The 12,690-nt window shown below is 66.9% G+C and carries 11 protein-coding genes and 1 pseudogene; 6 read left to right on the plus strand and 6 right to left on the minus strand.

The window, feature by feature from the left end; genetic code table 11:
* Positions 1-142 precede the first annotated feature (142 nt).
* From IEY68_RS11415 to IEY68_RS11425, 3 genes and pseudogenes are all read right to left on the minus strand, one after another.
* A pseudogene (locus tag IEY68_RS11415) lies at positions 143-1,006 on the minus strand (NAD(P)-dependent oxidoreductase); the annotation flags it as partial.
* Positions 1,006-1,755, minus strand: coding sequence for an SDR family oxidoreductase (locus IEY68_RS11420; protein ID WP_058854475.1), 750 nt, complete (start codon positions 1,753-1,755; stop codon positions 1,006-1,008). The gene IEY68_RS11420 and the pseudogene IEY68_RS11415, both read right to left, overlap by 1 nt.
* 56 nt (positions 1,756-1,811) lie before the next feature.
* Positions 1,812-3,281, minus strand: coding sequence for an aldehyde dehydrogenase (locus tag IEY68_RS11425; RefSeq protein ID WP_058854538.1), 1,470 nt, complete (start codon positions 3,279-3,281; stop codon positions 1,812-1,814).
* 311 nt (positions 3,282-3,592) lie between these two features.
* On the opposite strand from IEY68_RS11425, the gene IEY68_RS11430 reads away from it, so the two are divergent.
* The 5 genes from IEY68_RS11430 (at position 3,593) to IEY68_RS11450 (ending at position 8,740) form a co-directional block, all read left to right on the plus strand.
* Positions 3,593-4,798 (plus strand): cytochrome P450, encoded by a 1,206-nt coding sequence (locus IEY68_RS11430; protein WP_058854474.1) that lies wholly within the window; start codon positions 3,593-3,595, stop codon positions 4,796-4,798.
* Positions 4,799-5,599: an SDR family oxidoreductase gene (locus IEY68_RS11435; protein WP_058854473.1), complete on the plus strand. Its 801-nt coding sequence runs from the start codon at positions 4,799-4,801 to the stop codon at positions 5,597-5,599.
* Positions 5,599-6,822 carry a cytochrome P450 gene (locus IEY68_RS11440; protein WP_058854472.1) on the plus strand — a complete coding sequence of 408 codons (1,224 nt, stop codon included), beginning with the start codon at positions 5,599-5,601 and terminating at the stop codon, positions 6,820-6,822. The genes IEY68_RS11435 and IEY68_RS11440 overlap by 1 nt, the downstream gene beginning before the upstream one ends.
* Positions 6,819-7,304 carry a glutathione peroxidase gene (locus IEY68_RS11445; protein ID WP_058854471.1) on the plus strand — a complete coding sequence of 162 codons (486 nt, stop codon included), beginning with the start codon at positions 6,819-6,821 and terminating at the stop codon, positions 7,302-7,304. Before IEY68_RS11440 ends, IEY68_RS11445 begins: the two co-directional genes overlap by 4 nt.
* 284 nt (positions 7,305-7,588) lie before the next feature.
* Positions 7,589-8,740, plus strand: coding sequence for an MCE family protein (locus IEY68_RS11450; protein WP_373292974.1), 1,152 nt, complete (start codon positions 7,589-7,591; stop codon positions 8,738-8,740).
* A gap of 188 nt (positions 8,741-8,928) precedes the next feature.
* Here IEY68_RS11450 and IEY68_RS36750 read toward each other — a convergent pair whose 3' ends face one another.
* From IEY68_RS36750 to IEY68_RS11460, 3 genes are all read right to left on the minus strand, one after another.
* Entirely contained in the window at positions 8,929-9,063 is a 135-nt protein-coding gene (locus IEY68_RS36750) for a hypothetical protein (RefSeq protein WP_267886567.1), read from the minus strand.
* Between the two features lie 93 nt (positions 9,064-9,156).
* Positions 9,157-10,092: a TauD/TfdA dioxygenase family protein gene (locus IEY68_RS11455; protein WP_058854536.1), complete on the minus strand. Its 936-nt coding sequence runs from the start codon at positions 10,090-10,092 to the stop codon at positions 9,157-9,159.
* Between the two features lie 326 nt (positions 10,093-10,418).
* Positions 10,419-11,189 (minus strand): deoxyribonuclease IV, encoded by a 771-nt coding sequence (locus IEY68_RS11460; RefSeq protein ID WP_058854470.1) that lies wholly within the window; start codon positions 11,187-11,189, stop codon positions 10,419-10,421.
* 109 nt (positions 11,190-11,298) lie between these two features.
* Here IEY68_RS11460 and IEY68_RS11465 point away from each other — a divergent pair, with 109 nt between their 5' ends.
* Positions 11,299-12,669, plus strand: coding sequence for a protein kinase domain-containing protein (locus IEY68_RS11465; RefSeq protein WP_058854469.1), 1,371 nt, complete (start codon positions 11,299-11,301; stop codon positions 12,667-12,669).
* Positions 12,670-12,690: the final 21 nt, after the last annotated feature.

Raw genomic sequence — 12,690 nt, forward strand, 5'->3', positions numbered from 1 at the left:
CGGTGGCGTCGTGCCGCTCGGCGATGGTGACACGTTCCGGCCCGCCGGTGTCGGAAGACTCCCGCTCAGCGGCAGTAACACTGTCCTGCCGGGTGGCTGTGCCGTTGTCCCGCCCGGCGGGTGTGACATTTTCCCGCGCGGCCGCGACTGCGCCCTGCCCGACGCCCAGACCCTCGCCGAATCGCGTCAGCGCCAGTGCGGCCAGCGGGAGTTCGGCGCCGACCCGGCCGCCGAGGTCCAGGGCCAGGGACAGATCCTTCTCACCGAGTTCCCGCACATGGGTGAGGATCGACAGCCAGAAGTCGCCGTCTTCGATCGGGGCCGTCGTATCACGCAACATGATCGAACCGGCTCCGCCGGTCACCGCGTCGGAATGGCGGACCACTTTGCCCAGCACGGTGATATCGAGTCCGGCCGCCTCGGCCAGCCGCTGCGCCTCGGTGGCGGCGGTGAAGGAAATGAAATGGAGCAGATTGCGCGCGAGCTTCATCCGGGTACCGGTTCCCACCTCGCCCGCGTGCACGACCATATCGGCGAAACAGCGGAAGGGTTCGCGCACCGCGTCGACCGCCTCGGGACTGCCGCCGATCATCACGGCCAGCCGCCCGCTGCGCGCGCCCGCGGCGCCGCCGCTGACCGGGGCATCGATCAGATCCACGCCGCGTTCGGCGCAGAGTCCGGCGAATTCCACGGCCGATTCGTCGCCGATGGTGGAGTGCACGGCCACCACGGTGCCCGGTGCGGCAGTGCTCAGGACACCGTTCGCACCGGCGAGAACGGACCGCACCTGCTGATCGTCGACCACCGCGATGCAGATGATCCCGCATTTCGCGGCCACTTCGGCCGCCGTCGCGGCCGCTTCCGCACCGGCGGAGGTGAACGGCTCGAGGACCTCGGCCCGGGTATCGCAGACGGTGAGCCCGCCACGCCAATCCAGGAGCTTCTCGGCCATCGGCGCGCCCATCGACCCCAGGCCGATGAAGCCCACCCGGGTGCCGGCGCTCATCAGCGGATCACCTGACCACCGTCGACACAGAATATCTGCCCGGTGACCCAGGACGCGTCGTCGGAGAGCAGGTAGAGCAGCGCGCCGGCCATATCGTCGGGAGTACCCATCCGCTTGAGCGGCAGCCGGTTCACCATTTCCTCGACCATGCTCTGCGGTGTCGTGGTCTTGGTGGCCTCGGTATCGGTGGGGCCGGGGGCGACCGCGTTGACCCGGATATTCGATCCACCGAGCTCGGTGGCCAGCTGCTGGGTGAGGCCGTTGATTCCGACCTTGGCCAGACCGTAGAAGCCGGAGTAGACCCACGCCGCGGTGGACGATTGGTTGACGATCGAACCGCCGCCGTTGGCGGCCATGTTCTCCCAGACCGCGCGGGTCATCACCAGCGCGCCGTCCAGGTTCACCGACATGAACTTCTTGTAGTAGTCCCAGGGCACGGTGAGCAGCAGATCGAGTTTCATCCCGCCGTAGATGGCGGCGTTGTTGACCAGATGGTCGATCTTGCCGTACTTCTCGACGGTGAAATCGGCCAGCGCTTTCGCCGAATCGGGATCCGAGACGTCGACCGTGTGGAAGGACGCGGTGCCGCCGTCGGCCACGATCTTCTCGGCGACGGCCGTGCCGCCCTCTTCGTTCAGATCCGCGACGACGACCGACGCGCCCTCGGCGGCCAGCGCCTGCGCGTAGACCTCGCCGATACCGCGGGCGGCGCCGGTGACGATGGCGGTCCTATCGGTGAAACGAGCCATGGGATGAGCTCCTCGTTGTTCGGGAAAGCTTGTCTGTTCGGGAAAGGTTTTCGCGACTACCGCGCGGTGGCGACGAGTTTGGTCTCCAGGTATTCCTCGAACCCGGCGACGCCCATCTCACGGCCGATACCGGACTGTTTGTACCCGCCGAACGGCGCGTCGGCGCTGTACCACATACCGCCGTTGACGCTGAGTGTTCCGGTGCGCACCCGATCGGTGACCCGGCGGATCCGCTCGGGATCCTTGCCCCATACCGCGCCGGACAGGCCGTAGGGGGAATCGTTGGCGATCCGGACGGCGTCGTCGTCGCCGTCGTAGGGCAGGACCACCAGGACCGGGCCGAAGATCTCCTCCTGGGCGGCCTTGGCGCTGTTGTCCAGATCCGCGATGACGGTGGGTTCCACATAGAATCCGCGGTCGTGTTCGGCCGGTCGGCCGCCGCCGGCCACGATCCGGCCGCCATCGGCACGGGCGCTGTCGATATAGCCCAGTACTCGGGTGCGCTGGCGGTCGGAGATCACCGGACCGCAGACGGTACCGGGGTTCGTGGGGTCGCCGGGGCGGATTCCGCGCAGGGTGTTCGCAGCGGCTTCGAGTGCCTCGTCGTATTTGTTCCGTGGTACGAGCAGGCGCGTGGCCAGGGCGCAGCCCTGACCGGCGTGCACGCACAGCGAGAACCCGGCGTAGCTCACCGCGGTGGCGAGGTCGGCGTCGTCGAGCACGATGAACGCCGACTTCCCGCCGAGTTCGAGGAAGGTCTTCTTGAGATTGGCCGCGGCCGAGGTCATCACGGCGCGGCCGGTGTTGGTGGACCCGGTGAAACTGATCAGGTCTACCCGGGGGTCGCCGGACAGTTGCGCGCCCAGGCTGTGATCGGAGGAGGTGACGATATTGACCACGCCGGGTGGGATATCGGTTTCCTCGGTGATGATCGACGCCAGCGCCGCCGCGCACCACGGGGTGTCGGGGGCGGGTTTGAGGACGACGGTGTTCCCGGCGGCCAGCGCCGGACCCAGTTTCGCAAAGTTGATCTGGTGCGGGAAATTCCACGGGGTGATCGCCCCCACCACACCGATCGCTTCGCGCCGCGACACCCGGTGGGTGCTGATACCCATCGGCGCGGCCACGCCCAGTTCGGTTTCCCATTTGTAGTTCGCGGCCAGCCGGGTGGCGAAGCTCAGATCCTCGACGGGCCCTTCGAGCTGCGGGCCGCTGGTGAACATGATCGGCGCGCCCACTTCGGCGACGGTGATCTCCCGCAGTTCCTCGGCATGGGCCTTCAGGCCCGCCTGCAGTTGTTCGAGGCAGCGCACCCGGAAAGCGTGGTCGCGGGACCAGTCGGTCTCGTCGAAGGCGGTTCTGGCGGCGGCGATCGCGGCGTTCATATCGGCCGCGTCCGCATCGGCCGCGGTACCGATGACCTGCTCGGTCGCCGGGTTCACATTGTCGAACACGCCGTTGCCGCCGGGCGCGAGGCTGCCGCCGATCAGCAGTCGAGAACTGTCGCCGGGCAGAAGACTGTTCATGAAAGACCCCAATACTGTCTGGACAGGTGTATGGAATATAGTCCGGACTGTTTCTCGAGTGCAAGAACGGGTTCTATCGTTCATGTTGGGTGCTGATGGTGCCCGAAAGTCGGACCGGATGGGTCCGGTAGTCCGGTCCGATCTCCTGATTGGGCCGTCCTCATGCTTCTGAGTAGTCAAATCCCGTACGCTCATTGTCGCGGGGCCGTGCCGCTGGTACCGTCCAGACACATGTCCAGCTATGTGTCTCTCCCCGGCGGCCGAATGGCCGCACCCGGCGAGAACTCGTTATCGAAACAGAGGTGGGTCCGATGACGGCCGCATCGTTGGAGCCGGTGACGTTCGACCCGTACGACTACGTCTTCCATGAGGACCCGTACCCGGTCTATGCCCGGCTGCGCGCAGAGGCGCCGCTCTACTACAACGCCGAACTCGACTTCTACGCGCTGTCGCGCCACGCGGATGTCACCGCGGGATTCCGTAACGCCGCGCAGCTGTCGAATGCCAATGGAGTATCGCTCGACCCCGCGGCCTGGGGGCCGCACGCGCACAAGACCATGTCGTTTCTCGCTATGGACGACCCCCGGCATATGCGGATGCGCAAGCTGGTGTTCAAGGGGTTCACCCCCAAGCGGGTGGCCGATATGGAAACCCGCATCCGGGAACTGACACTCGAATACCTGGAACCGGCACTGGGGCGCGGCGAATTCGACTGGATCCAGGAATTCGCGGGCAAGCTTCCGATGGACGTCATTTCCGAGCTGCTGGGCGTACCGGTCGCCGACCGCGACGAGATCCGCCATATGGCCGATATGGTCATGCATCGCGACGACGGTGTGACCGATGTACCGGACGCGGCGATCGAGGCGTCGCTGAACCTGGTCGTCTACTACTCCGAGATGGTCGCGCAGCGCCGGGAGAAGCCGACCGACGACCTCACCTCCGCGCTGCTCGAAGCGGAGATCGACGGCGACCGGCTCACCGACGACGAGATCATCGGCTTCATGTTCCTGATGGTCGTCGCCGGGAACGAGACCACCACCAAACTGCTGGGTAACGCCCTGTACTGGGCCGGCCGCAATCCGGCGGAATATGCCAAGGTCGTCGCCGACCCGGAGCGGGTTGCGGACTGGGTCGAGGAGACCCTGCGCTACGACACCTCCAGCCAGATCGTCGCGCGGACCGCGACCGAGGAACTGGAGTACCACGGCCGGGTGATCCCGGCGGGTTCGAAAGTGTTGCTGCTGATCGGATCGGCCAACCGGGACGCCGATGTCTTCGACGACGGCGATGCCTACGACCTGGACCGTGCGGAGAAAGGCAATCTGGCCAGCTTCGGCGCCGGTGTGCATTTCTGCCTCGGCGCCCATCTGGCCCGTCTGGAAACCACTGTCGCGCTGCGCGAATTCGCCGCGCGCGTGAAGTCCTACCGAGTGCGCGAAGACGAATTCGTCCGCGTTCACTCATCGAATGTCCGGGGCTTCGCCAAGCTCCCGATCTCCGTGGAGGTGCGGTAAATGCCCCGGTTCGACCCCCATCCCGAGAAGCGGCCGACCATCGTGGCCGGTGCATCGTCGGGTATCGGCGCCGCCACCGCCGTGGAACTGGCAGCCCAGGGCCATCCGGTGGCGTTGGGCGCGCGCCGGGTGGAGATCCTGGAGGATCTGGCCGGCAAGATCCGGGCCGACGGCGGCACCGCCTTCGCACACCGTCTCGATGTGACCGATCAGGCCTCGGTGGACGATTTCGTGGCGGCCGCCGAGGCAGCCATCGGGCCCACCGAAATCCTGGTCTCCGGGGCCGGTGATATCGAATTCGGCCTCATCCAGGACATGGATCCCGCCGATTTCGCGCATCAGGTGCAGATCCATCTCGTCGGCGCGCACCGGATGGCTCATGCGGTACTGCCCGGTATGCTGGCCCGCCGCCGCGGCGACCTGGTGCTGATCAGTTCCGACTGTGCTCCGCTGCCGCGCCCGTGGAACGGCGCCTACAGCGCCGCGAAAGCCGGCGTCGAGGCGATGGTGCAGCAACTGCGGATGGAACTGGAGGGCACCGGTATCCGGGCATCGCTGGTACGTCCCGGGCCGACCGTCACCGGTATGGGAATGAACGCCTCACCCGAGGTGGTGGGACCGCTGCTGGAGTCCTGGCAGTCCTGGGGGCTGGCCCGGCATCCGTACATGCTGCGCGCCACCGATCTGGCGCGGGCGGTCTCCGCAGTCGTCGGCACACCGCGCGGCGCCCATCTCGTACTGGTCGAGATGCAACCGGAAGCGCCGCTGCGACCGCTCCCGGAAGAAGGAAAGGACTCCTGATGACAACCGCACTGCCCCCCGGTTTCGATTTCACCGACCCCGCGCTGTGGGCCGATCGCAGTCCGGTCGAGGAATTCGCGCTACTGCGCCGGACCGCGCCGGTGTGGTGGAACGCCCAAGCCGACGAGACCTCGGGCGGTTTCAACGATGGCGGCTACTGGGTGGTCAGCACACTGGAGGACGTCAAGGAACTCTCTCGTGATCCGGAGTTGTACTCGTCACAGCAGAAGGGCTCCATCGTCCGGCTGCCCGGCGATATCACCCCCGACCAGATGCGGCTCACCGAAGCGCTACTGGTGAACATGGATCCACCGAAGCATTCCAAGGTGCGGCGGATCGTCGCCAAGGGTTTCACCCCGCGCGCGGTGGAAGGGTTGCGGGATGCGCTCACCGAGCGCGCGCACCGGATCGTGCACGAGGCCAAAAAGACCGGCGGCGGCGATTTCGTCACCCAGGTCGCCTGTGAACTGCCCCTGCAGGCGATCGCCGAACTGCTCGGCGTCCCGCAGGAGGACCGCCGCAAGGTGTTCGACTGGTCCAATCAGATGCTGAACTACGACGACCCCGAATACGGTGACCCCACCGTGGCCTCGGCGGAGATCCTCGGCTACGCCTGGAACATGGCCGAACAGCGGCGGTCGTGTCCGGCCGACGATATCGTCACTCAGCTGGTCAACGCGGATGTCGACGGGGACGGCCTGGCCTCCGACGAGTTCGGCTTCTTCGTCATCCTGCTCGCGGTCGCCGGTAACGAGACCACGCGCAATGCCATCACCCACGGGATGAAGGCGTTCGTGGACAACCCCGAACAGTGGGAGCTGTACCGGGAGCAGCGACCGCGCACCGCGCCGGACGAGATCGTGCGCTGGGCGACGCCGGTCACCGCCTTCCAGCGGACGGCCACCGCCGATCACATGCTGGGTGGCCAGGAGATCAAGAAGGGGCAGCGGCTCGGATTGTTCTACAGTTCGGCCAATTTCGACGAGGACGGCTTCGCGGAACCGTTCACCTTCGATATCCTGCGCGATCCGAATCCGCATGTCGGATTCGGTGGTACCGGCACCCATTATTGTGTGGGCGCGAACCTGGCGCGGCTGGAAATCGACTTGATGTTCAACGCGATCGCCGACGCCATGCCCGACCTGAGTTCCGTTTCCGATCCGGTACGGTTGCGTTCGGGGTGGATCAACGGAATCAAGAGTTGGCAGGTGCGCTACGAATGAACGTCCGAGAAATTCCGGTGAACACGCTGTCCGGTTCGGCCGCCACGCTCGGTGAGCTGGTCGGCGACCGGGTGGTACTGCTGGTCAATGTCGCCTCGAAATGCGGGTTGACACCGCAGTACACGGGTTTGGTCGAACTGCAGGCGAACTACGGCGATCGCGGTTTCAGCGTGGTCGGGGTCCCGTGCAATCAGTTCATGGGCCAGGAACCGGGTAGTGCCGAGGAGATCCAGCAGTTCTGCTCCACCACCTTCGGCGTGGACTTTCCACTGCTGGAGAAGGTCGAGGTGAACGGCGACGGGCGGCATCCGCTGTACCGGGAGATCATCGACACCCCCGATGCCGAGGGTGCGGCCGGTGATGTGCAGTGGAATTTCGAGAAATTCCTGATCGGCCGGGACGGTGCCCTGCTGGGGCGTTTCCGGCCCACTACCGCACCGGATGCGGACACGCTGGTCGCGGCGATCGAGAAAGCGCTGTAACCGATGCCGTAACCGCTTATGATCGAGGCCCGCTCACCCAGGTGTGAGCGGGCCTTTTTCACTTTCTACCTGCGAAAACAGTGTGATACGGCGGAATCCGGACGTGATCGGTGAAAACCGCCCGCCCGGCTTGGATCGGCCATAACATGGACAGCTGTCTGGACATTAATCCGGCTCAGTTCGGCACGCCGGGGTGCCGAACGGTTCGAGGCAGGTGAGTGGTGGTACCGATACACAATCGGTCCGATCGGGAGACGACGACACTGCGCAAGGTCTGGGCCGTTGTGCAGTACAAGCTCGCGGCGTTGGGGATGGTGCTCGTCATCGCCCTGGCCGTGGTTTTCTCGCTGATCATGTTCTTCGGTGGATTCACGCCCAAGGAGCCGGTGGCCATCGTGGTGCCCCGCAGCGGGCTGGTGATGGACCCGGACGCCAAGGTGAAATTCCGGGGCGCGGAAGTGGGCCGGGTCGGCAAGATCGAATCGGGGAACGGAGAGGTCCGGCTCGAACTCGATATGAACCCCGACCTGATGCGGCTCGTACCGGCCAACGCTCAGGTCGATATTCGCTCCACCACGATATTCGGCGCCAAGTACGTGAATTTCGTCGAGCCCGCTCAGCCCGCCGGCCGTTTGCAGCCCGGACAGGTACTGCGCGGCGAATCGGTGACCGTCGAATTCAACACTCTGTTCGAACGGCTGACCGAAGTCCTGAACATGGTCCAACCGGAGAAACTGAACGCGACCCTCACCGCCCTCGGCACCGCGCTCCAGGGCCGCGGCCAGCGACTGGGTGACCTGCTGGTGAACGCGGACCGGCTGCTGCGCGAGCTCAATCCGAGCCTCCCCGCGCTGCGACACGATTTCCAGTCCACCGCCGCAGTGACGAACCTCTACGCCGATACGGCGCCGGACCTGCTGCGCACCGTCGACAACGTGACGGCTCTGAGCCACACCCTCACGGATAACGAACAGAACTTCGACGCCCTGCTGCTCGGCACGATCGGCCTGGCCGACACCACCGGCGCGGTACTCACCGAGAACGAGCAAAACCTGGTCACCGCGCTGGATCTGCTGCGGCCGACCACCGAACTGCTCAACACATACAGACCCTCGCTGGACTGCACCATCCGTGGGCTCGCCAAGGCGATGCCGCTGGCCGAGGATCTGGTGGGCGGCCGCAACCCGGGCGCTTCGTTCAACGCGAGCTTCATGTACGGGGCCGAGGCCTACCAGTATCCGAACGATCTGCCGAAGGTGAACGCCACCGGCGGGCCGCGCTGCCAGGGTGTGCTGGATCGAGTGCCGGGCAGCCACGCCGACTACGTGGTCACCGATACCGCCGAGGTCAACCCGTTCATCCCGTCCACCCGGATCTATCAGAACCATCCGACGGTGTTCGAGGTGCTCTTCGCCGGGATGCCCGGTATGCGCTGAGCCGCTCCGGGCGCGGCGTCAGGCCCCGCTCTCGGGCTGCCCGGGTCCGGGGCGGACACACATCACGCCCCCGCACGGCTTGTCCGAGAGACCCGCCGGATTGGGATGGACGGTCGGCCGCCGGTGCGCGGGAGCGCGCAGTTCGTAACGGCTGCGGTCACGGGGGCCGCGGGCAGTGCGACGTCGTCTCACCGGGCGGCCCCCGGTGAGACGACGAGCGCAGCGGTCCGGACCCGGCCCCGGGTGACGCCGGAATCGCCCGGGAAGGCCCAGGTAGCGCCCGGTGCCGCATGGGGCGAACCTGTCGGTGACCAGTTGCTCATGACCCCCAGTCTGGCGGATGCCCCCTCGACCCGTCGCAACGGGGGCTTGTCCGGTGCACCCACGGTGTGCCCAGGTCGAGGGGGTTCACCGGATCAGGAAGCCAGCTGCCGGGGCGCCTCGACCACCGAGTAGTGCTCGGCGTCACCGGTGAGAACGGTGCTCGGCCGGCCGTCGACACCCACCGGGATGTCACCGGCCAGGGTGATCCGGGTCAACCGGCGGGGCTGACCGTCGTAATCGTTGACCGCGTAGTGCTGGGTGGCGCGGTTGTCCCAGATCGCGATATCGCCGAGCTGCCAGTCCCAGCGGACGGTGTTCTCCAGCCGGATCACCCGATCCTGGAAGAGCCGGAACAGCGTCTGCGATTCGGTTGTCGAGAAACCGACGAAGTTCCGCACGAAATGGCCGAGCAGCAGCGCGCGCTCCCCGCTCTCCGGATGCACCCGCACCACCGGATGCTCGGTCTCGTACAGCGAGGACTCGAATTCTGCGCGGTGTTCGCGGGTCTTCTCGTCGGGGTTCTCACCGTGGCGGCCCACGTAGTCGTAGACATTGGTGTGCACGGCGCGCAGGTTCTCGGCCAGTAACCGCAGCGGCTCGGGCAGCGAATCGTAGGCCGCAACGGTGGACGCCCAGGTGGTGGTGCCGCCGTAGGGCGGCAGTGTGACCGCCCGCAGAATCGATGCCTTCGGGATCCGGTCCACGAAGGTCACATCGGTGTGCCAGCTGTTGGCGCTGCCGTACTCCGAGTCGATGGCCAGCGTCTTCTCGCCGTGCGAGGTGACCGTCGGATGCGGGGTGGTCGGGCTGCCCAGCAGTTCGGCGAACTCGTACTGTCCGTCCTCGGTGAGCTGGTCCTGACCGCGGAAGAAGATCACTTTGTGTTCCACCAGCGCCTTGCGGATGGTTTCGACGGCAGCCGGGCCGAGGTCACCGCCCAGACGCACTCCGTCGATCCGCGCCCCGATCCTGGACCCGAGCTTGACCACAGAGGGGAGGGTGGCGGGGGTGGTGTTTTCGGATGTCATGGGCACCTCACGGATCGAGAGCGGAATCGTTCGCTCTCCGAGCACACCACCGGTCCCGGGCACCGAACAGGGTTGCGGTCGCGCTGATCACAACGATGCGGCACCAGGTCTCGGGGTGTGCTGTTGCTTGTTATCGGGGTTGCCTGTGGACACGCACGGCCGGAGCGAAGGCGGAGGTACGCAGGGAGCGCATGGCCGGAGCGAATGCGGAGGTACGCAGAGAGCGCACGGCCGGAGCGAAGGCGGAGGTACGCAGGGAGCGCATGGCCGGAGCGAATGCGGAGGTACGCAGGGAGCGCACGGCCGGAGCGAAGGCGGAGGTACGCCTAGCCGAGATGCTCGCGCAGATAGGCCAGATCGTCGGCCAAACCCTCGGCGGGCGTCTCCAGCACCACCGGCGCGTCCGCGGTCCGGCACACCTCGGTGAGCAGGTCCGGATCGATGGTGCCGTCGGCGAAATTGGCGTGCCGGTCGGCGCCCGAATCGAACGTGTCGCGCGAGGAATTGAGATGCACCAGATCGATCCGGCCCGTGATGGCCCGGATCCGCTCGACCACCCCCGCCAGATCCTCTCCACCCGCCCACGCGTGACAGGTATCGAGACAGAAGCCGGCGCCGTATTCGCCGACGGCCTCCCACAGGCGGGCGATATTGTCGAAATACCGGGCCATGGCATGGTTGCCGCCGGCGGTGTTCTCGATCAGGATCGGTACCGCGAAACCGCCCTTGTCCTGCTGACGTTCGAAGAGTTTGCGCCAGTTGACGAACCCGGCTTCCATCTCGGCATCGGAGCGCACATGGCCGCCGTGTACGACCAGCCCGAACGCGCCGAGATCGGCGGCCGCCCGCGCTTGCTGGGCCACCGCGTTGCGCGAGGGCATCCGCAGGCGGTTGTTGGTGCTGGCGACATTGATCTGATAGGAGGAATGGACCACCACATCGATCGGGCTGGCCAGGATCTGCTCGGTCGCCGGATGTGGTGCGGGTTTGTCCCAGCTCTGCGGATCCACCACGAACAGTTGAACCACATCGGCGCCGAGTCGCTCGCCGTACCCGATCGGGTCGCTGTCCGTGCGGACGTGTGCTCCAATGCGCATACCGTCAGACTATCGGCCCGGACCGACAGCCAGGCCTCGTGTTGCGCCCGGGTGGTGCGGGAAGATAAACCGGAAGATACGCGTACTACCCGACGAGGGGGAATCGGCCATGCTCGAGCCCGGTGACGACTTCGCGGGCTATGCCATCCGCCGGCGGCTGGGTGTCGGAGGTATGGGCATGGTGTTCCTCGCCCGGCATCCACGGCTCCCGCGACTGGTCGCGTTGAAACTGCTCAACCCGGAGCTCTACTCCGACAGGGAGATCCGCCTGCGATTCGAACGCGAATCCGAACTCGCGGGCCGGCTCGAGCATCCGAATATCGTCACCGTCTACGACCGCGGCGCCGAGGGGAAACAGCTCTGGATCTCGATGCAGTACGTACCGGGATCGGATGCCTCCCTGGTGGATCTGCACGTCCTCGACCCGCGCCGGGCGGTGCAGATCGTCGCCGATACCGGGATCGCCCTGGATTTCGCCCATGCCAACGGGGTCCTGCACCGGGATGTGAAACCGGGCAACATCCTGCTCGCGAAACCGCCCATCGGGCAGCCGGAACGGGTATTGCTCACCGATTTCGGTATCGCGGGGGTGCGCGACGCCGAAACGACCATCGCCGCGGCGGACACCATCACCGCGACCCTGGCCTATGCCGCACCCGAACAGCTCACCGGCGCGAAACTCGATCCGCGCGGTGATCAGTACTCGCTGGCCTGCACACTGTTCTGGCTGCTCACCGGGTCCGGGCCGTATCGCGGCAACAATCCGGCCGAACTCATCCAGGCGCACCTGACCGCACCGGTGCCCAGGATCAGCCGGATCCGGGCCGGGCTGCCGCCCGGGCTCGACGAAGTGCTCGCACGGGCGCTGGCGAAGAATCCCGCCGATCGGTTCCTGAGCTGTAGCGAATTCAGTACGGCCGCCGCGCAGACCCTGCGCCCGCTCGGACCGCGCGGCGGACGGCCGCCGGGGGTCAGGTTGCGGCCCGACCAGCGGCATCCGGCGCCGACCGGTTGGCAACCCGGCCCGCGACCGGGGTACGGGTCGGGCGAGTTCCGGCAGCCACCGATGCGGGGCGTACCGCCCTATCCGTCCACCGAATACCGCAGGCCGGGCGGCCCGGCGCCGCGGTATCCGTCCACCGAGTTCCCGCAGCCCACCTCGGGTCCGCCCTACCGGTCCGCCGAGTATCGGCAACCCGGCACGGGTGGGCCGCCGGTACCCGGTGACCACCGGACGCCGGGTGCGGCCGCCCCGCAGCACGGTCCGGCGGAGTTCCGGCAGCCCGGTCCCGGCGCCCGGCGCGCGCCCGATACCGCGTCCCCGGCCGGAGAACGGGTCACCCGCCCCGATCGTCCGCATCGTTCGAGCCCGGCCGAATCGGCGATGATCGAGCTGCCCGGTTTCCGCAACCGCCCCGGGGCGACACCGCCGCCGGCGCAACCGCACCGGCCCCCCGCGGATCCCGGCGGTTCGCCGTAGCGGCCCGGGCCGGCGCGGCAG

Origin of the sequence: Nocardia jinanensis, assembly GCF_014645735.1 — a bacterium.
Taxonomy (GTDB): Bacteria; Actinomycetota; Actinomycetes; order Mycobacteriales; family Mycobacteriaceae; genus Nocardia; species Nocardia jinanensis.